Genomic DNA, 24,709 nt, shown 5'->3' on the forward strand with positions numbered 1-24,709 from the left:
CGTCTTGTTACCCCTTTGTGGATCCAATGTGGCCACAGCGAAGAACGGGTCGGTTTAGCCTGACATGAATCTCGGGGGAGATTTGCCGGGCTGAGCGCCCGGACCGGGACACCGGGCAACAGGGGGAAGTAATGACGATCCAGGCCAACTCGCCGCGCCCACAGCGGACGTCGGCGGCCGCAGCCATGCTGCGGGTGATCGTCACGCTCGCGATGTTCCTCATCGTCTTCATCACCTTCCTGATCGCTCCCCTCGTCGCACTCGGCCTCGCCTTCCTCGTCTACCTGGTCGCTCGCTCGCGTGGTTCGCGTTCGAGGCCCGTCGACGGCGTGGCGACCACGCCCCAGGCTTCGGCCACCGGATTCGGAGCAGGCGCCGCATGACCACCACCGTCTCCACCGCACGCGTCCGGCTCACCGACGGGGTCAGCCCCGAGCTCGGTCGGCTGCTGCCCGAGGGCATCTGCCGCACCTTCCGGGTGATGCCGTACGCCGTCGCCGACGGCGTCGTCCTCGTGGCCGTCGCCGACGTCGACGACCCGATCACCCTGCAGGTGGTCGAGGAGCGCATCGACCGCCCGGTCCAGCTGGTCCGGCACACCACCAACGAGATCACCGCCGCGATCGACGCGGTCTACCCGCCGGCCGAGGGCCAGGTCGAGTCCGCCGACGAGCGCCGGGCCCGGGTGCAGATGGCCCGGATGCTCACCAACAGCGGGCTGGTCACCAACGAGCAGCTCCAGGTCGCGATGCTCGAGTACGCCCGCACCGGCGACCCGCTCGGCGACATCCTGGTCGCCCACGAGGCGATCTCCGAGGACGTCCTCGTCGCGGCGCTGTCCGAGATGTACCAGATGCAGCGCGTCGGCCTGTCCGACTTCGTGCCCGACCTCGAGGTCGCCCGCCGGCTGCCCGAGCCGCTGGCCCTGCGGCTCCAGGCCATCCCGGTCGCGGCCACCGACGAGCTCGTGCTGCTCGCCGTCGCCCGTCCCCTGGACGCCGACGACACCGCCGACGTGGAGGAGGCGCTCGGCTCGCCGTTCCGCCAGCTCCTGGCCAACCGCACCGAGCTCGACCAGCTGATCCAGCACGTCCACAGCGCTCACTACGCCGAGATCTCGACCGTCTCCCTCATGGAGACGCAGCCCGAGGCGTCCGCCCACATCGTGTTCACGGGCGGCCAGAAGGCGCTCGCCGTCTGCGCCGCGATCGTGGTCCTGCTCTGCGGCGTCGTCTGGCCGATGGAGACCCTGATCGGCGCGGTCGCGACCTGCTCGGTGATCTACCTGCTCGTCTCGGTCTACAAGTTCCAGCTGACGTTCCGGGCGCTCGGCACGCACCTCGAGACCGACGTCACCGACGAGATGATCGCGGCCATCGACGAGCGGACGCTCCCGACGTACACGATCCTGGTCCCGCTCTACAAGGAGGCCGGCATCGTCCGCCGCCTGGTCCGCGGCATCAACGACCTCGACTACCCCCGCACGCGGCTCGACGTGAAGCTGCTGTGCGAGGAGGACGACGTCGAGACGATCGAGGCGATCCGCGCGCTGCAGCTGCCGCCGCACTTCCACCTCGTGGTCGTCCCCGACTCCCTGCCCAAGACGAAGCCGAAGGCGTGCAACTACGGCCTCCAGCTCGCGACCGGCTCGTTCTGCGTCATCTTCGACGCCGAGGACCGCCCCGACCCGGACCAGCTCAAGAAGGCCTTCCTCGCCTTCCAGCTGGTCGCCGGCAACGTGGCGTGCGTCCAGGCCAAGCTCAACCACTTCAACCAGGACCAGAACCTCCTGACCGCGTGGTTCGCCAACGAGTACTCCATGCACTTCGAGCTGGTGCTGCCGGCGATGGGTGCGGCCGGGTCCCCGATCCCGCTGGGCGGCACCTCCAACCACTTCATCACCTCGGTGCTGCGCGAGCTCGGTGCCTGGGACCCCTTCAACGTGACGGAGGACGCCGACCTTGGCATCCGTCTGCACCGCCAGGGCTACCGCACGGCGATGATCGACTCGACCACGCTCGAGGAGGCCAACTCCAACGTCCCGAACTGGATCCGCCAGCGCAGCCGCTGGATCAAGGGCTACCTGCAGACCTGGCTCGTGCACATGCGGAACCCGGGCTCGCTGCTGGCCGAGACCGGCTTCCGCGGGTTCGTCAGCTTCAACCTGACCATGGCCAGCGCGTTCGTGCTGCTCCTCAACCCGATCTTCTGGGCCCTCACGACGCTCTACGTCTTCAGCCAGTGGGGCTTCATCCAGCAGCTGTTCCCGGGCTTCGTCTTCTACGCCGCGAGCGCCCTGCTCTTCGTCGGCAACTTCGTGTTCGTCTACCTCAACGTCGCGGGCAGCCTGCAGCGCGGTGAGTTCGGACTGACCCGGACCGCTCTGCTCTCGCCGCTCTACTGGGGCCTGATGAGCTGGGCCGCCTGGAAGGGCGCGATCCAGCTCTTCACCAACCCGTTCTACTGGGAGAAGACCGAGCACGGGCTGGACGGGGGTCACTGATGACCACGTTCTCGCAGCCGGCACCCGCGGCCCCGGGCGCGGAGCCGATCGACCCCGCCCTCGACCACATCATCTCGACGCGCGAGCGCCTCGCCGGCGTCGTCCAGGCCGTCCACCAGCGCCCGCACGACATCGCGAAGCGCCGCTGGGAGAGCCTGGCCGTGTTCGTCGCCTTCACCGGCGCCTACATCTGGTTCGGCTACTGGCTCGTCGTCAAGATGCACGTCGTCGGCTTCGAGACCCTCGACCGGCTCAACCGTGCGCTGATGATCTGGCACAACGACCCGGCCAAGCTCTCGGCACTCGGCTTCGACTACCCGCCGCTGGCCACCCTGCTGATCGCACCCCTGGCGATCTCGCAGACGGTCGCGTCCTCGCTGTGGGTCATCCCGGTGACGTCCGCGGTCTTCGCCGGACTCATGTTCGTCTCGCTCAACACCATGTGCCGGCGCGCCCAGATCGCCGCGCCCCTGCGCTACGGCATCCTGATCTCGCTGGCGGCCAACCCGCTCGTCGCGCTCTACGCCGCGGGCGGCGCCCGCCAGTTCATCTGGATCTCGTTCGTCGTCCTGGGCATGGGCTGCCTGGTCGCGTGGTTCGTCACGGCCGACGTGCGGTTCGTGATGCTCGGCGGCATCGCCTACAGCGTCGCCGCCCTGGCCGGCTACAGCAGCCTGCTCTGGTTCGTGCTCTCGGCGCTGATGATCGGCGCGATCCTGGCCCGGCTCGGTGCCGGCGGCCACGAGGTCGAGGGCACCACCGTGGGCTTCGCCGCGCCGACGGCGTACGTCGTCGCGCTGTGGACCGTCTTCAACCTGATCCTGCTGTCCCGGCCCTTCGAGTGGGTGAGCAGCGCGAGCGACGCCGGCGGCGGCGACCCGGGCAGCTTCTCCGGGGTCGAGCTGCTCCAGGACACCTGGTCGCTGGTGCTCTACGGCGCTCCGATCGCGATCATCGTCCTGCCGGCGCTCATCTTCGTCGGCATCTCGCGCAACAACCCGCTCGCACTCTGGCTCGGCATCATGGTCGGCGCCGCGATCGCCGCACCCGCCATGTCGGTCGTCCTCGACCTCACCGACTCGCCGATGCAGATGCGCAACGCGCTGCCGATCCTGATCTTCTCGGTCATCGGGGTGATCTGGCTGGCCCGGTCCGGCGACAACAGCAACACGCTGATCAGCGCGGTCCTCGTCGTGCTGCTGCTCCTGAGCATCCCGTGGACCTTCCACGCCATGAAGAGCTACCGCTACCAGAACCTCGAGGCGTCGTTCGCCGCCGCGGTCTCCACGCGCGAGTCGCAGGAGGGTGCGACCACCCTGAGCGGTGCGCGGCTCGGGATCGTGGACGAGCAGGCGATGGCCGACTACATCACCGACAACATCACCGACCGCAACTCGATCCTCACCGACAACTCGGCGACGTACGCCGTGATGCTGCTGACCGGCCGCCCCGACCTGTTCTTCGACCGTGTCGACAAGAGCGACGGCCCGTGGAAGACGGCTGCCCGCAACCCGGCGAAGTACGTCGACTACATGCTGATCTCGACCGACACCTCGTCCGACCTGCTCAGCCAGCTCTACCCGGACGCCGCCAGCGACTCCGACCCCCGCCTTCCCGTCGTCTACAGCACCGACCGCTACAAGCTCATCGGCGTGCCCGCCGGTTTCAACCCTGAGACCCCCACCGACGCGGCGTCGGTCCCGTCCACCGACGGGGGTCAGCAGTGATGGAACAGCGCAACCCGATCCAGCCGCCGCCGTCGGTCGACGACCTGCTCGGCCTGGGCTCCAGCAGTCGGCTCGGTCAGGTCGACTTCGCCAACCGCCTGGTCCCGGAGGCCGCACCGGCCGAGACGCCGGCCGCCGAGGAGCGCCCGCCCGCCCCGACCACGCTCGCCTCGCGTCGCCGCCCCGTGCCGGTCCCGGTGATCGAGGACGAGCCCGAGGACGAGGACGAGGCGACCGCCGAGCCCGAGCCCGAGCCGGCCCCCGCGCCGGTCGCGACCGCACCGCGCCCGCGGCCCAAGTCCCGTCGTCAGCCCGCCCCGGTGGTCGAGGACGACCTGGACGACGAGGACGACGTGGACGACGAGGAGGAGGTCGAGGAGCCGAAGCCTGCGCCTCGCGCCCGGCCCAAGTCCGTGTCCAAGGCGCCCCGCAAGCCTGCCAAGCCGAAGCGCAAGCCCGAGCCCGAGCCCGACCACGAGCCCGAGGCGGACCACGAGCCCGAGGCGGACCACGAGCCCGAGCCTGTCCGCGCGCCGGCTCGCTCCGCTCGCGCGGCCGCGCCGGCCGAGGCCTCCGCGGTGCCGGTGATCCTGCCCGTCGCCCGCCTGGACCCGTACGCCGACGTCCTGCCGTCGGAGGTCATGCCTCCCGAGGTGCTGGCTCCCGAGGTCCTGGCTCCGACGATGCGGATCCCGGTCGAGGCCCCGCCGACGCCCGCACCCGCCCCCGCCCCGCCGACAGCGGCCGCGCAGCTCGGCTCGCGGATCGAGGCCGCCCGCTCGGGCCGGTCGCCCGAGGACCTCGGCTACCTCAGCCTCACCGTCCAGGAGGTCGCCGACTCGGCGATCGAGCGGCTGCGCGACGCCGAGAACGCCACCCTCCAGCACCTCGCCGCGCTCGAGGCCGAGGCCGCGCGCCGCGCCGAGCTGCTGACCGCCCAGGCCGAGCTCGACGCCGAGCTGATCCGGATCACCGCGCGCCGCGAGGCGCACGCGATCATCTCCGCGGCCCGGGTCCAGGCCGGCGCCGCCACCACGAGCACCCGCGACGCCCGTCAGCTCAGCGAGATCAGTGACGCCGTGTCCCGCTTCGCGGAGTCGATCGAGGCCAGCATCGAGCCGATGCGGCCGACCCACCACCCTGTGGAGCAGTCATGAACACCCGTCGTACCCGTGCCGCCGCCGTCCTGGTCGCGCTGAGCGTCCTGGCGTTGGCCGGCTGCGGCGGTGACGACAACGACAAGAGCTCCAAGTCCGACCTCGAGGTCGTGGTCAACCCGAACGACGCGGCGACCGGTGTGCCGGTCCCGGAGCGTCGGTTCTTCGCCGAGGACTCGCCGTGGAACACCCGGATCGACGACGAGGGGGTCGACCCGAAGTCGTCGCAGATGATCAACCTGGCCCGGGAGCGGGTCGGCGTCGTCCAGCACGTCGGCGGCGGCCAGTTCTACCGTGACCGCCGCATCGTCGACAAGGGCGTCTACATCAACACCGAACGGTGGACGACCGCGGTCGTGGCCGGCGGCACGCCCACCAAGCTGGTGTGTCGCCAGCTGGTCTGCGGCGACGGCGCCAAGACGACCGTCCTGAGCATCCCGTCCGACGTCGACCCCGACCCGCGCTACGACGGCTGGTTCACGGTCTTCGACGTGAGCGAGCCCGTCGCCTACGACCTGTGGCGGGCGCGGCGCGAGGACGACGGCTCGATCTCCTACAACTACATGCGCAAGTGGGACCTCAACGGCCCGGGCTACCAGGCCCCGCAGATGAACAGCGCACGCGGCTCCGGGCTGCCGCTCTTCGCCGGCCTGATCCGGCCCAACGAGCTGCGGGCCGGGCTGATCAGCCACGCGCTGGCGATCAGTGTGCCGGGCCCGGCGCAAAGCGTCTTCGTGCAGCCCGCCTCGGCGACCGACGGCAACGGCCGGGTCAACTCGCTGCCGGAGGGCGCCCGGATCCGGCTCAAGGCCAACGTCACGGTGCCGACCCCGATCGACCCGATCACCCACAAGCGGATCAAGCTGACCGCCCAGCAGAAGCGGATGTCCGACGCGATCGTCGCCGCGCTGCGCACGTACGGCGCGATCGTGGTCGACCGGGCCGCGGTCCCGACGCTCTACGCCCAGCGCGACGTCACCAACGACATGATCTCCGGCAACGAGCTGCTCGGTCTCCACCTCGAGGACTTCGAGGTCATCAAGCTCGGCCAGCGCTACCGCTTCCCTCCCGAGGACGAAGCCTCGCTCGGCCTGCTGACGACGCCGTCCTCGTCCGCCAGCCCGACCAGCTCCCCCTCGTCCAGTGCAGGAGCGGGCCAGTGACGAACGTGTCGATGACGAGGCGCGCGCGCCGCAACGGCGCGGTGGCCCTGGCTCTCGCCGGGGTGCTGCTGCTGCCGGCCTGCTCCCACGACAACAACCGGGGCGCCACCGACCTGGTCGCCGACGCCCAGGCCCGGGAGTACGACGCCGAGCTCGCGACCCAGCGTCAGGTCCAGCAGGCGAACGAGGCCCTGCCGGACCGGCCCAGCGGCCAGCTCGACATCGACGGCTCCAGCACGATCTCGCTGACGCCGGCCGAGGTCGACGCCTACCAGGACACCGGCACCAACACGACGATCAACCTGAACGAGAACGGCGAGGACAAGGCCTTCCAGGAGCTCTGCGCCGGCAAGATCGACCTGGTCAGCTCGCTGCGCCCGATCTCGCGCAGCGAGTGGGACGCCTGCCAGTCCGTGGGCCTGGACGTCGTCCAGTTCCAGATCGCGTCGGACGCCATCGTGATCGCCATCAAGTCGGAGTCCGACGTCGGCGGCGACTGCCTCACCACCGACCAGGTCCAGGACATCTGGCGCGCGGGTTCGCCGATCACGAACTGGAGCCAGGTCGGCCTCGACGACGTCCCGCTGCGCGTCGGCGGCCCGCAGCTGAGCTCCACGGACTTCCAGGTGTTCGGCAAGTCGGTGCTCGGCTCGTTGGCGCCGGCCCTCACCGACGTCCGCTCCGACTACTTCACCTACGACAACTTCGACCAGGCCCGTCGGTTCATCAACGGCGGCCCGCGCTACATCCGGCGTGCGTTGAAGTACCCCGAGCTGGCCCGCGAGCGCGGTGTCTTCAAGTCCGAGCTGACCACGGCCCGGCAGGTCCTCGCCGACGCGCGCGACGAGCTCCACGCCGCTCTGGCCGAGCGGGCCAAGGGCTTCCGCGACAAGCGCAGCCCCGCCGACAAGGCCAAGGACGAGGCCCGTGTGCAGGCGGCGTACGTCGCCCGCACCAAGGCGCGCCAGAAGGTCCACGACGCCAAGCTGGTGCTGCGCCACGCCGAGGACCGGTTGGGGGTCTCGACCACCGCGAAGCGGTTCGTCGACCGGACCCTGGGCCACGTCATCTACGCGCGCTTCAGCGACTATGAGCTCTTCGAGGACCAGCTGCGGCCCTTCGAGATCAGCCTGCCGGACGGCCAGCGCAACTGCGTGTTCCCGAGCCAGGCCACCATCACCGGCGGCGACTACCCGTTCTCCTCGCAGATGCTGATCACGACCACGACCCGGTCGCTCGACCGGAGCGAGGTCAAGGACTTCATCCGCCACTACCTGAACGCCTCGCAGGCCGCGGCCGCTGACGCCAGCCTGGTGTCGCTGCCCGACCAGACCCTGCGCGCCGAGCTCGCCTGGCTCGACGGCACCCGCCAGCCGGTGCTGGTCGTCCCGGCGTCGAACGGTGCCACGACCACGACCGACGACCCGGAGGCGAGCGACACCGCCACGCCGGACACCGCACAGCCAGCACGATGACCTCTCGCACCACCCGGTTCCTCGCCCTGGTCGCCGCGCTGCCGCTCGTCCTGTCGACGGCGGGCGTCGTCACAGCGACGGGTGACGCGGCTCCCGGCAGCGCCCGCAAGGGCGTGACCCAGTCCAAGCGGATCGTCGTCAAGTGGAACGCCGCCAAGCACAAGAGGCACCCCGTCTACCAGAAGACCGCCGACGTCCCCGGCATCGGCCAGGTCGACCTGATCTGCCAGCCCGACACGACGATGATCAAGCTCCACGCCAACGACCGTCGCGCCGAGACCCAGATGTGGTTGGCGAAGTTCGAGACCAAGGACGGCACCGACCGGGTCGCGGTCAAGAACGTGCGGATCTACACCTACGCCACCGCGTCCGACGACGGCAAGGGCGGCACCGGTCCGCAGGCACACGAGGGCCTGAACCAGGGCGCCCACGGCATCGAGGACTTCCAGAAGGGCTCGGCGTACGGCGTGATCAGCCAGCGCCCCGGCCGCGACCGCGACGCCGGCGGCTCGCTCGCGGTGCCCGCCACCGCGTTCAAGCTCACCTGGTACTGGGAGCGGTTCGCCTACCCCGGCAGCCAGTACTGCAAGATGACGCTCGCGCTGAAGACCGACACCGACCAGCAGTTCGGGCTCAACTGGCACGGCACGCCCGAGGCCACGAGCCACACCACGAGCAGCACGACGATCCCCGGCTTCGGCAAGGCGGAGCTGACGTGCGAGCCGGACACCGGTGACACCGAGGGACGGCAGTCGGTCGCGCTCCGGCTCGACAGTCCCGATCCCGACGCCTACATGGACTACACCTACCTCCAGAGCGAGGGCAGCACCAACGACCCGAAGCACTACGAGGTCCACACCGACCTGCAGTACGACCCGGTCACGGGCCTGCTCGGGCCGGTCGACCTCCCCCGCAACGGGATGATGCGGATCAAGTGGCACGTCAACGGCGTCAGCAGGACCTGGGTGCTGTCGTCCTACATGGTGACGAACAACGACGAACGACCGTGGCTCAACGTGTGCGAGGTCGCGGCAGCACCGCTTCCCTGACGACATCGAGGACGGGCACGGCCCCGGACTCGATGTCGGCGAGCTTCACCCACCCGACGGCGTCGGTGGTGCCACCGTCCTCCGCGAGCCAGGGCTCGACGTCGTCGGCGACCGTCACCTCGAAGACCATGGCGACCGCGTGGAAGTCCTCGTAGCGTCCCGAAGGTGCGGTCCCGCTGAAGTGGTCGTCGTGCACCGCGACCAGCTCGCCGATCCGGCCCTCGATGCCGCATTCCTCGCGCAGCTCGCGGGCCACGGCGGAACGCGGCGGTTCGCCGTGGTCGACGCCGCCGCCGGGCAGCGTCCAGGAGCCGGTGTGGAAGCCGCTCGCCGAGATCCGGGTCAGCAGCACGCTGTCGCCGCGCCGCACGAGCGCGTAGGCGCCGAGACGCTGGTGCCGGTAGGGGCGGTGGTCGGCCAGCGCCTCGAGCACCAGCGGGACCACGGGCACGGTTCCGTCGAGGACGTCGGCGACGGGCTTCCAGGCGGCCTCCATCGTCGAGCCGTCAACCTCCATGACGGACGGAGCAGGCGCGTCGAGCGGCACCCAGCCGTCGTAGACGATGCGCAGCGCGTGGGCATCGACCCGCCTACCCTCGCGCCAGACAGCCGGCAGGTGGGCGGAGTAGACCCGGGCGGTCTCGCCGACCTCGGCGTCCAGTCCGGTCTCCTCGAAGACCTCCCGGACCACGGCATCACGCGGGTCCTCCCCGTGGTCGAGGCCACCGCCCGGCAGTGTCCACAGCTCCTCCGTCGTCACCTGGGCCGAGAGCCGGCTGAGCAGGATCCCGCCGTCACGCAGGATCACGGCGTACGCCGCGACCCGCTGCCGCTTCGGCAGTGCGTTCATCGCGGCCGGCCCATCAGGCGAACGGCGGACGGTGGTCGAGGGAGATCGAGCGTCGACCGGCCCAGCGCCACACCCGCGCGGCCCGGTCGCGGTCCTCGTCGTCGACGAGGTTGCCCATCCAGCGCAGGGCGAGGGTCATCAGCCAGTCGGAACGCATCCCGACCGGACCGAGCGACGCCACGACCTTGGGGCGGGTGGCGATCCCCGCGAGGCGGCGGGCGATCGAGAAGGCCTCGCCGTAGTGCTCGACGAGGGTGGAGCGCCAGGCCTCGCCGAGCTGTCCGCCGGAGGCGATCTGCTCGGCGACCAGGCGCCCGGTCTCGAGGCCGTAGTCGATGCCCTCGCCGTTGAGCGGGTTGACGCAGGCCGCGGCGTCGCCGATCAGCGCCCAGTTGGCGCCGGCGACGTGCGAGACCGCGCCGCCCATGGGCAGCAGCGCTGACGTGGGCTGCCGCAGCGGCCCGGACAGACCGAACTCCGCGCCGATCGTGTCGGCGTAGGTCTGCATGAGGGGCTTGATCGCGATGTCCGCGGGCCGCTTGTCGGTGGCCAGGGTCCCGGCCCCCAGGTTGATCGAGCCGTTGCCGAGCGGGAAGACCCACCCGTAGCCGCTGACCAGCTCGCCCTGCTCGTCGCGCAGCTCGAGGTGAGAGCTGATCCAGGGGTCGTCGGACCGGGTCGAGTCCACGTAGGAACGCCCGGCCACCGCGTAGACGGTGTCCCGGTGCCAGACGCGGCCGAGCACCTTGCCGAGGGGGCTCCGCACCCCGTCGGCGACGACGAGACGACGGCAGCCGATCTCGACGGGCCCGGACTCGGTCCGGAAGACCACGGCCGTGACCCGGTCGCCGTCGCGGCGTACGTCGACCGCCCGGAGCCCGTCGACGGCGACCGCACCCGCCTTGATCGCGGTGGTGCGCAGGTGGTCGTCGAGCTCGGTGCGGGCGACGGCGCTCCCCCAGTCAGGGAGCGATCCTCCCGGGACGCCCCACGGCAGGTGCAGGGTCTGCCCGAATCCGTGGGCCCGGAGCCCCTTGCTGACCGTGTGAGCGCGCAGCCAGTCCTCGAGGCCGAGGCGCTGGAGCTCGCCGATCGCGCGCGGGGTGAGCCCGTCACCACAGGTCTTGTCGCGGGGGAAGACCGCCGCATCGGCGAGCACCACGTCGACACCGGCGCGGGCCAGCCACGCCGCGGCGGCCGACCCCGCGGGGCCGGCGCCGACGACCAGGACGTCGGTCTGCGCGGGTGTGCTCACCCGCCCATCTTCTCAGGCCTGGTAGGCCCGGTGTGCAAGCAGGTGGACATGGCGGTTTCGGCAGCCCACGGTCGGGTGCTTCACGAACTGCGAGCGGGTCTCGTCAGGCAGGTAGACCCGGAACCCGTCCACGTGCGCGCGGTGGCAGCGACCGGCGTACGGGCCCCACGAGGTCTCGACCACGCGGCTGCGCACCCGCTCCCCCGGGTCGACCACGATCGACCGCACCGGACCCTTGGTCCGCCGGGCGGCGGAACCGATCTGCGTGCCGTCACCGCCACCGACGTAGGACAGTCCGCCGTAGCCCCGGATCGAGCACGCGTGGTCCGAGACGTTCTTCAGCACGATCCGGCCGTAGACGTGGCTCATCGCGGCTCCGCCACCGTGGTAGGACGCCACCAGCTCGGCGTTGGTGCACTCCTCCACGCCCTGCGCCTGCGTCGCCGGGGACACCAGACCGGTGAGCCCGAGCGACAGCAGCGCGATCATCAGCATTCTTCTCATGCCGGTGAGACTCCTCCTCGTGGACAAGAGTTGTCTCGGGACGCGACTGGATCTCGATACGCCGAACGCCCCACCGCGCTTGCGCGCGATGGGGCGTTCGTCTACTCGATCTGGCTCGTCTCACCAGACCTGACGGCGAAGCCGTCAGTTCTGATAAGACCCAAAGTCGAAGTCGTCGAGAGCGACGGCCTGACCGGTTCCGTTGCCGAACTCGTAGTCGTAGGAGTCGTAACCGGTGACGGAGTACGCCGCGGCGCGGGCCTCCTCGGTCGGCTCCACCCGGATGTTGCGGTAGCGCTCGAGGCCGGTACCAGCCGGGATCAGCTTGCCGATGATCACGTTCTCCTTCAGGCCACGCAGCGAGTCGCTGCGCCCGTGGATCGCCGCGTCGGTGAGCACGCGGGTGGTCTCCTGGAAGGAGGCCGCCGAGAGCCACGACTCGGTCGCCAGCGAGGCCTTCGTGATGCCCATGAGCACCGGACGACCCGAGGCGGGCTTGGAGCCCTCGGAGACCACGCGACGGTTCTCCTCCTCGAACCGGGCCCGGTCGACCAGGTCGGACGGGAGCAGGTTGGTGTCACCGGACTCGATCACCGTGACCCGGCGCAGCATCTGCCGCACGATGATCTCGATGTGCTTGTCGTGGATCGACACACCCTGCGACCGGTAGACGGCCTGGACCTCGTCGACGAGGTGCTCCTGCGCCCGACGGACACCCAGGATCCGCAGGACGTCCTGCGGGTCGGGGGTACCGACGGTCAGCATCTGACCGACCTCGATGTGCTCGCCGTCGGCGACCAGCAGACGCGACCGCTTCGAGACGGGGTACTCCTGGACCTCGGAGCCGTCGTCCGGCGTGATCAGGATCTTGCGAGCCTTGTCGGTCTCGTCGATCTCCACCCGGCCAGCGGCCTCGGCGATCGGCGAGCGACCCTTGGGCGAGCGGGCCTCGAAGAGCTCGACCACACGGGGCAGACCCTGCGTGATGTCGTCAGCGGAGGCCACACCACCGGTGTGGAAGGTACGCATCGTCAGCTGCGTGCCGGGCTCACCGATCGACTGGGCCGCGATGATGCCGACGGCCTCGCCGATGTCGACGAGCTTGCCGGTCGCCAGCGAGCGGCCGTAGCACTTCGCGCACGTGCCGGTCTTGGCGTCACAGGTCAGCACGGAGCGGACCTTGACCTCCTCGATGCCAGCAGCGATGAGCTCGCCGATCTTGACGTCGCCGAGGTCCTCGCCCGCACCGGCGAGCACGTCGCCGGTCTTCGGGTGGACGACCTCGGTGGCCGCCGAACGGGCGTAGGCCGCGGTCTCGGCGTTCTCCGCCTTGATGACCGTGCCGTCCTCGAGCCGCTCGCCGATCCGCTTGGGCAGACCGCGCTCGGTGCCACAGTCGTCCTCACGGATGATGACGTCCTGCGAGACGTCCACCAGACGACGGGTCAGGTAACCCGAGTCGGCGGTACGCAGCGCGGTGTCGGCGAGACCCTTGCGGGCACCGTGGGTGGCGATGAAGTACTCGAGAACCGTGAGGCCCTCACGGAAGTTGGACTTGATCGGGCGCGGGATGATCTCGCCCTTCGGGTTGGCCACGAGACCACGCATGGCCGCGACCTGCCGGATCTGGTTCATGTTTCCGGAGGCGCCCGACTCGACCATCATGTAGATCGGGTTCGCGCGGTCGAACGTCAGCTCCATCGCCTTGCCGACCTCGTTGGCCGCCTGCGTCCAGATCTCGATGAGCTCCTGACGACGCTCCTCGTCGGTGACCAGACCACGCTCGAACTGGGTCTGCACCTTCGCGGCCTGAGCCTCGAAGCCCGACAGGATCTGGGCCTTCTCCGGCGGCGTCGTGACGTCGTCGATGGAGACCGTGACACCCGAGAAGGTCGCCCAGCGGAAGCCGGTGTCCTTCAGGGCGTCGAGCGACGCCGCGACCTCGACCTTGGTGTAGCGCTCGGCCAGGTCGTTGACGATCGCGCCCAGGGCCTTCTTGCCCACCTCGTAGTTCACGAAGGGGTAGTCGGCCGGCAGGGTCTCGTTGAACAGCGCGCGACCGAGGGTGGTCTCCAGGGTGATCGCCTGGCCGGCCTCCCAGTCGGCACCGAGCTCGAGCGGCGGCACGATGTCGGTGAAGCGGATCTTGACCACGCTCTGCAGCGAGATCTCGCCCTGGTCGAACGCCATGATCGCCTCGCCGACGGACGTGAACGCCCGACCCTCGCCGGGCTGCTCGGCCCGGTCGGTGGTGAGGAAGAACAGGCCGATGATCATGTCCTGGGTGGGCATGGTCACGGGGCGACCGTCGGACGGCTTCAAGATGTTGTTGGTCGACAGCATCAGGATCCGCGCCTCGGCCTGGGCCTCGGCGGACAGCGGCAGGTGCACGGCCATCTGGTCACCGTCGAAGTCGGCGTTGAACGCCGAGCAGACGAGCGGGTGGATCTGGATGGCCTTGCCCTCGATCAGCTGGGGCTCGAAGGCCTGGATGCCGAGGCGGTGCAGCGTGGGCGCACGGTTGAGCAGCACGGGGTGCTCGGCGATGACCTCTTCGAGGACGTCCCACACCATGGCGTAGCGGTTCTGACCCGACGTGGCGCGCTCGACCATCCGCTTGGCGGACTTGATGTTCTGCGCGTGAGACAGGTCGACCAGGCGCTTCATCACGAACGGCTTGAAGAGCTCGAGCGCCATCTGCTTGGGCAGACCGCACTGGTGCAGCTTCAGCTGCGGACCCGACACGATGACCGAACGGCCCGAGTAGTCCACGCGCTTGCCGAGCAGGTTCTGACGGAAACGACCCTGCTTGCCCTTGAGCATGTCGGACAGCGACTTCAGCGGCCGGTTGCCCGGGCCGGTGACGGGACGACCACGGCGACCGTTGTCGAACAGCGAGTCGACGGCCTCCTGCAGCATCCGCTTCTCGTTGTTGACGATGATCTCGGGCGCGCCCAGGTCGAGCAGCCGCTTGAGGCGGTTGTTCCGGTTGATGACGCGGCGGTAGAGGTCGTTCAGGTCGGAGGTCGCGAAGCGACCACCGTCGAGCTGCACCATCGGGCGCAGGTCCGGCGGGATGACCGGGACGGCGTCCAGCACCATGCCCTGGGGCTTGTTGCCGGTCTTGCGGAACGCGTCGACGACCTTGAGCCGCTTGAGCGCGCGCACCTTCCGCTGGCCCTTGCCGTTGAGGATCGTGTCGCGCAGCGACTCGACCTCGGCCTCGACGTCGAACGACTCCAGGCGCTTCTGGATCGCCGTGGCGCCCATGTAGCCCTCGAAGTACTTGCCGAACCAGTTCTTCATCTCGCGGTAGAGCATCTCGTCGCCCATCAGGTCCTGGACCTTGAGGGACTTGAAGGTGTTCCACACCTCGTCGAGGCGGTCGATCTCGCGCTGGGCGCGGTCGCGGATCTGCTTCATCTCGCGCTCGGCGCCGTCCTTCACCTTGCGGCGCTGGTCGGCCTTGGCACCCTCGGCCTCGAGGGCCGCGAGGTCCTCCTCGAACTTCTTGGCACGGTCGTCGATGGCACCGTCACGGCGCTTCTCGAGACGCTCGCGCTCCAGGCCGACCTTGCCCTCGAGGGAGGACAGGTCGCGGTGGCGCGCGTCCTCGTCGACGGCGGTGATCATGTACGCCGCGAAGTAGATGACCTTCTCGAGGTCCTTCGGGGCGAGGTCGAGCAGGTAGCCGAGGCGGCTGGGGACACCCTTGAAGTACCAGATGTGGGTGACCGGCGCGGCCAGCTCGATGTGGCCCATGCGCTCACGGCGCACCTTGGACCGGGTCACCTCGACGCCGCAGCGCTCGCAGATGATGCCCTTGAAGCGGACTCGCTTGTACTTGCCGCAGTAGCACTCCCAGTCCCGGGTGGGACCGAAGATCTTCTCGCAGAAGAGGCCGTCACGCTCGGGCTTGAGCGTGCGGTAGTTGATGGTCTCCGGCTTCTTGACCTCACCGTGGCTCCACGTGCGGATGTCGTCCGCAGTGGCCAGGCCGATCTTGAGCTGGTCGAAGAAGTTCACATCAAGCACGGTGGCTGTTGTCCTTCGTTAGTACTTGTGGATCAAGGCTGTGGACTGAGGGCCGGCCGGCGCGCACCTGGGGCGCGCGCCGACCGGACGGCTCAGACTTCTTCGACGCTGCTGGGCTCGCGACGAGACAGGTCGATACCGAGCTCCTCGGCGGCACGGAAGACGTCCTCTTCCGCGTCGCGGAGCTCGATCTGCGAACCGTCCTGGCTGAGCACCTCGACGTTCAGGCAGAGCGACTGCATCTCCTTGACGAGAACCTTGAACGACTCCGGGATGCCCGAGTCGGGGATGTTCTCGCCCTTCACGATCGCCTCGTAGACCTTGACGCGACCAGGCACGTCGTCGGACTTGATCGTGAGCAGCTCCTGCAGGGCGTAGGCGGCGCCGTACGCCTCCATCGCCCAGACCTCCATCTCGCCGAACCGCTGGCCACCGAACTGGGCCTTACCGCCCAGGGGCTGCTGCGTGATCATCGAGTAGGGGCCAGTGCTGCGCGCGTGGATCTTGTCGTCCACGAGGTGGTGCAGCTTGAGGATGTACATGTAGCCGACGGAGACGGGCTCGGGGAACGGCTCGCCGGAGCGACCGTCGAAGAGGCTCGCCTTGCCGGTTGCGTCGATCATCCGCACGCCGTCCCGGTTGGGGTTCGTCGCACCGAGCAGGCCGGTGATCTCGTCCTCGCGGGCGCCGTCGAAGACGGGCGTCGCGACGCGCGTGTTCGGCTCGGCCTTGTCCGCGTGGATCTTGATCAGGCGCTGCTTCCAGTCGGCGTCGTCCTTGTCCTCGTGCAGCTTGAGGTCCCAGCCCTGGTTGGCGAGCCAACCGAGGTGGAGCTCGAGGATCTGGCCGATGTTCATCCGTCGCGGCACGCCGAGCGGGTTGAGCACGACGTCGACCGGGGTGCCGTCCTCCATGAACGGCATGTCCTCGATCGGCAGGATCTTCGCGATGACGCCCTTGTTGCCGTGGCGACCGGCGAGCTTGTCGCCGACGGAGATCTTGCGCTTCTGGGCGACGTAGACGCGGACCAGCTGGTTGACGCCCGGGGGCAGCTCGTCGCCGTCCTCGCGGTCGAAGACGCGGACGCCGATGACCGTGCCGGACTCACCGTGCGGCACCTTCATCGAGGTGTCGCGCACCTCGCGCGCCTTCTCACCGAAGATCGCGCGGAGCAGCCGCTCCTCCGGCGTCAGCTCGGTCTCACCCTTGGGCGTGACCTTGCCGACCAGCACGTCACCGGTCTGAACCTCGGCGCCGATCCGGATGATGCCGCGCTCGTCGAGGTCGGCGAGCATCTCCTCGGAGACGTTCGGGATGTCCCGCGTGATCTCCTCCGGGCCGAGCTTGGTGTCGCGGGCGTCGACCTCGTGCTCCTCGATGTGGATCGAGGTGAGGATGTCCTCCTGGACCAGGCGCTGGCTCAGGATGATGGCGTCCTCGTAGTTGTGGCCCTGCCACGGCATGAAGGCCACGAGGAGGTTGGTGCCCAGCGCCATCTCGGCGTCGTCGGTGCACGGACCGTCGGCGATCGGCGAACCGATCTCGACCCGGGCGCCCTCACTGACCAGCGGACGCTGGTTGATGCAGGTGCCCTGGTTGGACCGCTTGAACTTCGCCAGCTTGTACGTGGTGTACGTGCCGTCGTCGTTCATCGTCTCGATGAGGTCGGCGGACACGGACTTGACCACACCGGCGTCCGTCGCGACGACCACGTCGCCGGCGTCGACCGCGGCGCGGTACTCGATGCCGGTGCCGACCAGGGGCGAGTCGCTGCGGATGAGCGGCACGGCCTGGCGCTGCATGTTGGCACCCATGAGCGCGCGGTTGGCGTCGTCGTGCTCGAGGAACGGGATGAGGGCGGTCGCGACCGACACCATCTGGCGCGGCGAGACGTCCATGTAGTCGACCTCGTCGGCGAGGATCTCGGAGACCTCACCGTCGCGCTGGCGGACCAGGACGCGCTCCTCGGTGAACCGACCCTTGTCGTCGATGACCGCGTTGGCCTGCGCGATGACGAACTTGTCCTCGTCGTCGGCGGTCAGGTAGTCGATCTTGTCGGTGACCCGACCCTTCTCGACCTTGCGGTACGGCGTCTCGACGAACCCGAACGGGTTGATCCGACCGTAGGACGCGAGCGAGCCGATCAGACCGATGTTCGGGCCTTCCGGGGTCTCGATCGGGCACATGCGGCCGTAGTGCGACGGGTGGACGTCACGGACCTCCATGCCGGCGCGGTCACGGGACAGACCGCCCGGACCGAGCGCGGACAGACGACGCTTGTGCGTCAGGCCCGCGATCGGGTTGGTCTGGTCCATGAACTGCGACAGCTGCGAGGTGCCGAAGAACTCCTTCAGCGCCGCCACCACGGGGCGGATGTTGATCAGCGACTGCGGCGTGATCGCCTCGACGTCCTGGGTCGTCATCCGCTCGCGGACCACGCGCTCCATGCGGGCCAGGCCCGTGCGGAGCTGGTTCTGGATCAGCTCGCCGACCGTGCGCATCCGGCGGTTGCCGAAGTGGTCGATGTCGTCCGGGGTGATGTCGAGCGTGCCCTGGGGCGACTCGAGCTGCTCCTGGCCGTCGTGCAGCGCCACGATGTAGCGGATGGCGGCGACGACGTCGTCGGTGGTCAGCGTCTGCTGGTCGAACGCCTCGGTGAGACCCAGCTTCTTGTTGACCTTGTAGCGGCCGACCTTCGCGAGGTCGTAGCGCTTCGGGTTGAAGTAGTAGTTGTTCAGCAGCGTCTGCGCAGCCTCACGCGTGGGCGGCTCGCCCGGACGCAGCTTGCGGTAGATGTCGAGAAGAGCGTCGTCCTGGGTCTCGGTGTGGTCCTTCTCCAGGGTGAGCATCATCGACTCGTACTGGCCGAACTCCTCGCGGATCTGCTCGTTGGTCCACCCGAGGGCCTTGAGCAGCACGGTGACGTTCTGCTTGCGCTTGCGGTCGAGGCGGACGCCGACCATGTCGCGCTTGTCGATCTCGAACTCGAGCCACGCACCGCGCGACGGGATGAGCTTCGCGGTGTAGATGTCCTTGTCGGACGTCTTGTCGGCGCTGCGCTCGAAGTAGACGCCCGGCGAGCGGACGAGCTGCGAGACGACGACGCGCTCGGTGCCGTTGATGACGAAGGTGCCCTTGGGCGTCATGAGCGGGAAATCGCCCATGAAGACCGTCTGGCCCTTGATCTCACCGGTGTCGTTGTTGGTGAACTCCGCAGAGACGTAGAGCGGAGCGGAGTAGGTGAAGTCCTTCTCCTTGCACTCGTCCACGGTGTACTTCGGGTCGTAGAAGACCGGGTTCTCGAAGGAGAGCGACATCGTCTCCGAGAAGTCCTCGATCGGCGAGATCTCCTCGAAGATCTCGGTCAGACCGGACTTCCGAGAGACGTCCTCGCCTGCCTCGATGCGACGCTCCACGACGGCCTGCCAGGCGTCGTTGCCGACCAGCCAGTCGAAGCTGTCGGTCTGCAGGGAGAGGAGCTTCGGGATTTCGAGAGGTTCGGAGATCTTTGCGAAAGAGATGCGGCGGGGGTTACCAGAGGTGGTGCGCGCGGCCAAGAGGTGTCCTTCGACGAAACGCTGAGAGATCGGCGCTAGCCCACCACAAAATCAGCCACCGGGCAGGCTGAGAAGCATTTGAGGGCAGACGCAAAGGAACAGGCTACCCCACGAGGGCGCACGTCACAAACCCGCCTGACGAGCTCCGGGGCGGTGTTGGCGACGATCATGAACGCCGGACCCCGTCAGGTCAAGGACGCTCGCCGTACGAGGACGCTCAGGTCTCCATCCCGGAGACCAGCCAGTCGCCGTCGACCTTCTCCATCGTGACCGTCACCCAGTTCTTGTAGACCTCGGGGGTGGAGACCTTCTTGTTGGTCCGGGACTGGTTGACCAGCATGAACACCTGGACCCGGTCGTCCCCGGAACGCACGACGCTGGAGCGCACCAGGTCGGCCTTCACCACGGTCCCGGTCGCGGGAGCGTTCTGGGCGATGATCCCGTCGAAGAGCTTGTCGTACTCCTTGCGGTAGTCGCCGGTGAGGTAGGGCTCAGCCGCCGCCTTCGACTCGTCGAGGTGGGCGGCGTCGTAGGACAGGATCGGGACGACGGCCCGCTCGGCGGCCGCGCGAGCCGCGTCGGTGCCGTCCTCGACCGAGCGGTCGGAGGGCATCGTCGCGCCGACGGCGACCGCGGCCCCGGCGACGAGCAGGGCGAGCACACCCAGGCCGACCAGCAGCCAGCCGGGCACCAGCCGGCGGCCGGCGGGCGCTGCCGCGACGGTGGTGACGACCTGCGGCTCGGGGGTGGTCGCGACGGTGGTCGCAGGGGCGAGCTCGGCGTCGTACGCCGCCCGCGCGGCCGGGTCGAGCAGCACCTCGGCCGCCTGGTTCAGGACCGCGAAGCGGCGGTCGGTCGGGTCGAGGTCGGCGATGGCGGTGCGCCACGCGGTCCGGATCTCGGCGTCGGAGGCGGTGGGGGCAACGTCCAGGACGTCGTACCAGCTCGGCGTGGGCGCGCTCACTGGCCGTCCTCTCCGGTGACCGGGGTGTAGTCGTCGACCAACCACTTCCCGTCGACCTTGACCAGGGAGACCGACCAGCGGAGCACGGCGGGGTCCAGCGGGATCCGCTTGCTCGGGTCGTCCGGGTGCTTGGGATCGGGCGAGCTGCCGCTGAGGCCGGCGGCCACGATCGCCGTGGCGGAGTCGCCGTCGATCGAGTCGACGCCCACGCCGTAGATCTTGGCGGTCCGGCCGAGGCCGGCCTTGTCGACGGTCTGCTCCGCGATCGGGAGGCCGGACTTCTCGAAGTCGGTGGCGAACTTCGGCGTGATGACGGCGGTGACCTGCTTCTCGTACTCCGGCATGTGTCCCTGGTCGTCGAGCTGGTCGGGACCGTAGGTGTTGAGTCGGAGCACGAACTGCTCGACCTGCGACATCACGGCCTCGCGGTCGGACTGCACGCCGTCGGCCTCGCCGCGTCGGTCGGCGAGCAGCCAGACGAGCACGCCGCCCGAGACGAGCAGCGCGAGCACGAGCAGGACGAGCAGCACGACCCGGAACCGCCCGTTCGGCGCACCCGAGGACGGTCCTGCCGGCGTCGTGGGCGGCGGCGGGACGGACTCGGTCTCGGCGCTGTTGGTCACGGGTGGATCTTGGTCAACGGCTGGAGAAATAGCCACTTCCAGGAGTCCTCTCCGAAGGTCGTGGGGGCCAGGGTGCCGGGCTGCGCCTCGCTCGCGGGGACCCGGGGACCCCAGTGGAGGCGCCCGGTGCCGGGGTCGTAGGAGGCGACCGGCGCGCGGTAGGCCGCACCGGTGCGGGGCAGGTTCTGCGGGCCGCGCGGGTTGCTCATCGTGGGGGGCTCGGTGCAGCCGGCCTTGGTGTTCATCGGACGGTTGCTGCCGTCCTGCGGCGGGCGGGTGTCGGTGCTCTCGTAGCCGTGGTGGCAGACCGGCGTGGTGGTCAGGATCAGCCCGAAGTGGGCGTCGTACAGACCGGTGTCGGGTGACTTCGAGACGACCGAGAAGCCGCCCTCCACGACGTACGGGTAGATCACCAGGATCTGACGCACGCCGGGCAGGTGGTCGACGATCACCTGGCCGGTGGTCACCAGGTTGTTGATCAGCTCACCGAGGTCGACGCGGTTGTCCTCGAGGAAGGTGCGGAGCTGGGTGGCGGTCGCGGACCCGTCGTCGATCACCTGGCGCAGGGCGTCGTCGGAGCCGGCGAGCGAGTCGCTGAAGAGGCTGAGCTGGCTCGCGAAGGTGCGGATCGAGCTCTCCGAGGCGACCTGGGTCTTCAGGACCGTGTTGCTGTCGCGGATCAGCGCCGTCGTGGTGTCGAAGTTGGCGTCGGCCTCGTTGATAAACGAGTTGCCGGTGTCGATGATCCGCTGCAGGTCCTCGCCCGTGCCGGCGAACGCCGCGCCCAGCTCGCCGACGGTCGTGCTCAGGGCCTGCTTGTCGACGGAGTTGACCGTGGTGGAGATGTCGGAGAGGAACTTCTCCGTGGCGATCGGCGTGCGCGTGTCGGCCATCGCGATCTGGGAGTCCTCGCCGAGGTACGGCGCCTTGTCGGTCTGCGGCTCGAGCTCGACGTACTGCTCACCGACCGCGGAGCGGTTGCCGACCACGGCCAGCGAGTCGGAGGGGATGTCGTCGTGGGAGTTGTCGATGTCGAGGTAGACGTCGACCCCGTCGTCGGTGAGCACGAGCTTGCCGACCCGGCCGACCTCGACACCGCGGTAGTTGACCTCGCCACCGGCGAAGATGCCGCCGGACGTCGAGAAGTGCGCGACCACCGTGTAGTGGTCGTCGAAGAAGACCCGGTCGAGCCGGGCGTAGCGAGCTCCGACGTAGCTCACGCCGAGCAACGTGATCAGCACGAAGACGAGCAGCTGGAGCCGGGTGCGGCGGGTGATCATCGGGTCACCATCCCGGGGACGAGGAGCTTGACGAGGGCGGGGTCGAAGAGCCGGGTGAGCTGCCGCAAGGTCGGTCCCCTGGTCGTCGAGTAGGTCGCCCCCGCACCCGGCCGGTTGAGACCGGGCAGGCCGGGCAGGCCCGGGATCGAGGGCAGACCGCTGCTGTCGCCACCAGGCACGCCGGGCACGCCGGGGATCTGGGCCAGCGCCCGGCAGAGCGCGGTGTCGCGGTTCTTCGGCTTGAGGCAGGCCTCGCGGAGCTTGGCCAGGCCCTGGACGGTGCCGAGGAGCTTGCGGCACGGCTTGCTGGTCAGGTCACCGCTGCGCAGGCACCGGGTGAGCCGGTCGAGGATCACCGTGGGGTCGATGTCCGACGGGAGCACGGTCGGCAGGCCGGTCGGGCCGGTGATGCCGCCGGAGGCGTCGAGGTCGAGCTCGATGGAGAGGTTGGTGTAGTCACCCATGTGCAGGTTGCGAGCGACCTGCGGGTCGCGACCGACGACCTCGTCGACGAAGGGGTAGGTGAGGAAGACGTTGAACGACTTCACCAGCGCGTCGCCGGAGTTGGCCAGCTCGGTCAGCACCGGGTTGAGCTGACGCAGCGACTCGATGGTCGCGTCCTTCGACGCCTTGATCACGCGTACGCCGACCCCGCTGAGCCGGTCGAGCGACTGCAGCATCTTCACGAGGTCGCCGCGCTGCTTGTCGAGCGAGGTGAGCGCGCTCGGCAGCTCCTCGAGGGCGGAGTCGATCGAGCCCTGCTGGGCGCGGACCGACTTCGCCAGCCGGTTGACCGACTCGATGGCGTCGACGATGTCGGCCTTGTTGTCGTCGAGCTGGGTCATGAAGATCTTGATCTGCTCGAGCGCGGAGCGGGTCGCGTCCTCGCGTCCACCGAGGGCCTTGTTGACCTCGGTGGCGATGGTCTTGAGCTGGGCGACCCCACCGCCGTTGAGGAGCAGGCTCAGCGCACCGAGCACCTCCTCGACCTCGGGGTTGCGGCCCGTCTGGTCGAGCGTGATCACGGCACCGTCGGCGAGCTGACCCGTGGGGGCGACGTCCGACGGCGGCGAGAGCGCCACGAACTTCTCGCCGAGCAGGCTGGTCTGGCGGATCTCGGCGATCGCGTTGGCCGGCAGCTCCGTGTCGTGGGGCAGCTGCATCGTCACGACGGCGTGGTCGCCGTCGAGGCTGACGTCGGTCACCTGGCCGACGCTGACGTCGTTGACCTTGACCGACGACTTCGGCACCAGGTCCAGCACGTCGCGGAACTCCGCCTTGACGGTGATCGGGTCACTGCCCACGTCGGTGCCGCCGGGCAGGGGCAGCTTGTAGACGTCGAAGTCGCAGCCGGTCAGCAGGACCATGCCGACGACGACGGCCACCAGGGCCCGCAGGGCCGTGAGGCGGGTGGTGTCGAGGCGCTTCATCGGTCCCCCTCCACGAAGCCGGCGAGGGTCGGGTCGAAGGGGTCGGCCGAGGTGGTGCTGAGACCGCCCTTGCCGAGCGTCGCCGGACGTGGCAGCGCCTGCTTCACCAGGTCGCAGAGCTTCCCGGACGTGTCGGCCTGGCTGAGGAAGGTGCAGATCAGCAGAGACGGGTCGGACTGGATCTGGTCGATCACGTTGCCGAGGTTGGCGTTGGTGTCGAGCGTGCCGGCCTCGGGGTTGTAGGTGAGCGCGAGGTTGTTGAGAGCCAGCGGCGCGGTGTCGAGGATCTGGTCGAGCTCACCGCGGCGCTTGACGAGAACCTTGGACACCCGGTTGAGGCCGGAGATGTTGCGACCCAGGGCGTCGCGGTTCTCCTTCACGAACGACGACACCTGGCCGAGCGCGGTCGCGAGGTTGCGCAAGGAGGCCGACAGCTCCTGGCGCTCGCCGGACAGCATCGACGACACGTCACCGAGCGAGGTGTTGAAGCGACGTACGGTCGAGTCGTTCTTGGCGAGCGTGTTGATGAAGCCCTCCAGCTTGCGGGCGGAGCCGAAGAGCTCCTCCTTGTTGTCGTCGAGGGTCTGGCTCAGCTTGCTGAAGTCCTGGATCGTCTGGTGGAACTTGGCTCCCTGGCCACCGAAGTTGGCGGCCGTCGACTCGAGCAGGTCGGAGAGCGCACCGTCCTTGTTGGCGCCGGTCGGCCCCAGCGCGACGGTCAGGTCGTCGATGCTGGAGTAGATCTGGTCCAGCTCGAGCGGCACCGCGGTGCGGTCCTCGTCGAGGTTGACGCCGTCGGCCATCACCGCGCCGCCGTCGTAGACGGGCGTGAGCTGGATGAACCGGTCGCCCACGATGGACGGAGCCACGATCACGGCCTTGGCGTCGGCAGGGATCTTCACGTCGGCGTCGTAGGACATCGTCACGACGACGTCGGTGCCCGACGGGGTCACCGTGTCGACGGTGCCCACCGGGACGCCGAGGACGCGGACGTCGCTGCCCTCGTAGATCGAGATGGTCCGCGGGAAGTGTGCGGTCAGGGTCTTGGTGTCCGGGCCGCGGAACATCGCGAAGGCGCCGACGACGAGCGCCAGCACGATCACCGCGGGGATGACGAACCGCTTCACTGCGCCCATG

At 69.1% G+C, this 24,709-nt stretch carries 17 protein-coding genes; 7 read left to right on the top strand and 10 right to left on the bottom strand.

The window, feature by feature from the left end; all coding sequences use genetic code 11:
* Window positions 1–131: 131 nt before the first annotated feature.
* Genes ABLE68_RS04970 through ABLE68_RS05000 form a run of 7 tightly spaced genes read left to right on the top strand, consistent with a single transcriptional unit; the run spans window position 132 to window position 9,074 of the window.
* On the top strand, window positions 132–383 hold the full coding sequence (locus tag ABLE68_RS04970) for a hypothetical protein (RefSeq protein WP_348870171.1): 252 nt from the start codon (window positions 132–134) through the stop codon (window positions 381–383).
* Window positions 380–2,503, top strand: a complete 2,124-nt coding sequence (locus ABLE68_RS04975; RefSeq protein WP_348870172.1) for a glycosyltransferase — start codon at window positions 380–382, stop codon at window positions 2,501–2,503. The genes ABLE68_RS04970 and ABLE68_RS04975 overlap by 4 nt, the downstream gene beginning before the upstream one ends.
* Window positions 2,503–4,230 carry a hypothetical protein gene (locus tag ABLE68_RS04980; protein WP_348870173.1) on the top strand — a complete coding sequence of 576 codons (1,728 nt, stop codon included), beginning with the start codon at window positions 2,503–2,505 and terminating at the stop codon, window positions 4,228–4,230. The genes ABLE68_RS04975 and ABLE68_RS04980 overlap by 1 nt, the downstream gene beginning before the upstream one ends.
* Window positions 4,230–5,387, top strand: coding sequence for a hypothetical protein (locus ABLE68_RS04985; protein ID WP_348870174.1), 1,158 nt, complete (start codon window positions 4,230–4,232; stop codon window positions 5,385–5,387). Before ABLE68_RS04980 ends, ABLE68_RS04985 begins: the two co-directional genes overlap by 1 nt.
* On the top strand, window positions 5,384–6,550 hold the full coding sequence (locus ABLE68_RS04990) for a hypothetical protein (protein WP_348870175.1): 1,167 nt from the start codon (window positions 5,384–5,386) through the stop codon (window positions 6,548–6,550). The genes ABLE68_RS04985 and ABLE68_RS04990 overlap by 4 nt, the downstream gene beginning before the upstream one ends.
* 11 nt (window positions 6,551–6,561) lie before the next feature.
* Window positions 6,562–8,025: a substrate-binding domain-containing protein gene (locus ABLE68_RS04995; protein WP_348870176.1), complete on the top strand. Its 1,464-nt coding sequence runs from the start codon at window positions 6,562–6,564 to the stop codon at window positions 8,023–8,025.
* A complete protein-coding gene (locus tag ABLE68_RS05000) occupies window positions 8,022–9,074 on the top strand; it encodes a hypothetical protein (protein ID WP_348870177.1) in 1,053 nt (350 codons plus the stop codon). The genes ABLE68_RS04995 and ABLE68_RS05000 overlap by 4 nt, the downstream gene beginning before the upstream one ends.
* Here the strand turns inward: ABLE68_RS05000 and ABLE68_RS05005 are convergent.
* The 10 genes from ABLE68_RS05005 to ABLE68_RS05050 all read right to left on the bottom strand — a co-directional run bounded on the left by ABLE68_RS05005 (window position 9,037) and on the right by ABLE68_RS05050 (window position 24,708).
* Window positions 9,037–9,924 carry an NUDIX domain-containing protein gene (locus ABLE68_RS05005; RefSeq protein WP_348870178.1) on the bottom strand — a complete coding sequence of 296 codons (888 nt, stop codon included), beginning with the start codon at window positions 9,922–9,924 and terminating at the stop codon, window positions 9,037–9,039. The two genes, ABLE68_RS05000 and ABLE68_RS05005, sit on opposite strands and share 38 nt — an antisense overlap.
* 13 nt (window positions 9,925–9,937) lie before the next feature.
* Entirely contained in the window at window positions 9,938–11,179 is a 1,242-nt protein-coding gene (locus ABLE68_RS05010) for a geranylgeranyl reductase family protein (protein ID WP_348870179.1), read from the bottom strand.
* 12 nt (window positions 11,180–11,191) lie between these two features.
* The gene (locus tag ABLE68_RS05015; protein WP_348870180.1) at window positions 11,192–11,683 is read right to left on the bottom strand and encodes a DUF4232 domain-containing protein; all 492 of its coding nucleotides are present in this window, start codon (window positions 11,681–11,683) and stop codon (window positions 11,192–11,194) included.
* 144 nt (window positions 11,684–11,827) lie between these two features.
* Window positions 11,828–15,718 (bottom strand): DNA-directed RNA polymerase subunit beta', encoded by a 3,891-nt coding sequence (locus ABLE68_RS05020; RefSeq protein ID WP_348870181.1) that lies wholly within the window; start codon window positions 15,716–15,718, stop codon window positions 11,828–11,830.
* A gap of 92 nt (window positions 15,719–15,810) precedes the next feature.
* Entirely contained in the window at window positions 15,811–19,275 is a 3,465-nt protein-coding gene (rpoB, locus tag ABLE68_RS05025) for a DNA-directed RNA polymerase subunit beta (protein ID WP_348870182.1), read from the bottom strand.
* A gap of 217 nt (window positions 19,276–19,492) precedes the next feature.
* Window positions 19,493–20,239, bottom strand: a complete 747-nt coding sequence (locus ABLE68_RS05030) for a J domain-containing protein (RefSeq protein ID WP_348870183.1) — start codon at window positions 20,237–20,239, stop codon at window positions 19,493–19,495.
* Entirely contained in the window at window positions 20,236–20,862 is a 627-nt protein-coding gene (locus ABLE68_RS05035; RefSeq protein ID WP_348870185.1) for a hypothetical protein, read from the bottom strand. The genes ABLE68_RS05030 and ABLE68_RS05035 overlap by 4 nt, the downstream gene beginning before the upstream one ends.
* On the bottom strand, window positions 20,859–22,142 hold the full coding sequence (locus ABLE68_RS05040; protein WP_348870186.1) for an MCE family protein: 1,284 nt from the start codon (window positions 22,140–22,142) through the stop codon (window positions 20,859–20,861). Before ABLE68_RS05040 ends, ABLE68_RS05035 begins: the two co-directional genes overlap by 4 nt.
* Window positions 22,139–23,572: an MCE family protein gene (locus ABLE68_RS05045; protein WP_348870187.1), complete on the bottom strand. Its 1,434-nt coding sequence runs from the start codon at window positions 23,570–23,572 to the stop codon at window positions 22,139–22,141. Before ABLE68_RS05045 ends, ABLE68_RS05040 begins: the two co-directional genes overlap by 4 nt.
* Window positions 23,569–24,708, bottom strand: a complete 1,140-nt coding sequence (locus ABLE68_RS05050; RefSeq protein WP_348870188.1) for an MCE family protein — start codon at window positions 24,706–24,708, stop codon at window positions 23,569–23,571. Before ABLE68_RS05050 ends, ABLE68_RS05045 begins: the two co-directional genes overlap by 4 nt.
* Between the last annotated feature and the right edge of the window lies 1 nt (window position 24,709).

This window comes from Nocardioides pollutisoli (genome assembly GCF_040045055.1).
GTDB classification, from domain to species: Bacteria; Actinomycetota; Actinomycetes; order Propionibacteriales; family Nocardioidaceae; genus Nocardioides; species Nocardioides tweenelious.

Coding starts and splice junctions, on each gene's coding strand:
- ABLE68_RS04970 (WP_348870171.1), top strand. CDS start 132: ATGACGATCCAGGCCAACTCGCCGCGCCCACAGCGGACGTCGGCGGCC.
- ABLE68_RS04975 (WP_348870172.1), top strand. CDS start 380: ATGACCACCACCGTCTCCACCGCACGCGTCCGGCTCACCGACGGGGTC.
- ABLE68_RS04980 (WP_348870173.1), top strand. CDS start 2,503: ATGACCACGTTCTCGCAGCCGGCACCCGCGGCCCCGGGCGCGGAGCCG.
- ABLE68_RS04985 (WP_348870174.1), top strand. CDS start 4,230: ATGGAACAGCGCAACCCGATCCAGCCGCCGCCGTCGGTCGACGACCTG.
- ABLE68_RS04990 (WP_348870175.1), top strand. CDS start 5,384: ATGAACACCCGTCGTACCCGTGCCGCCGCCGTCCTGGTCGCGCTGAGC.
- ABLE68_RS04995 (WP_348870176.1), top strand. CDS start 6,562: ATGACGAGGCGCGCGCGCCGCAACGGCGCGGTGGCCCTGGCTCTCGCC.
- ABLE68_RS05000 (WP_348870177.1), top strand. CDS start 8,022: ATGACCTCTCGCACCACCCGGTTCCTCGCCCTGGTCGCCGCGCTGCCG.
- ABLE68_RS05005 (WP_348870178.1), bottom strand. CDS start 9,924: ATGAACGCACTGCCGAAGCGGCAGCGGGTCGCGGCGTACGCCGTGATC.
- ABLE68_RS05015 (WP_348870180.1), bottom strand. CDS start 11,683: ATGAGAAGAATGCTGATGATCGCGCTGCTGTCGCTCGGGCTCACCGGT.
- ABLE68_RS05040 (WP_348870186.1), bottom strand. CDS start 22,142: ATGATCACCCGCCGCACCCGGCTCCAGCTGCTCGTCTTCGTGCTGATC.
- ABLE68_RS05045 (WP_348870187.1), bottom strand. CDS start 23,572: ATGAAGCGCCTCGACACCACCCGCCTCACGGCCCTGCGGGCCCTGGTG.
- ABLE68_RS05050 (WP_348870188.1), bottom strand. CDS start 24,708: ATGGGCGCAGTGAAGCGGTTCGTCATCCCCGCGGTGATCGTGCTGGCG.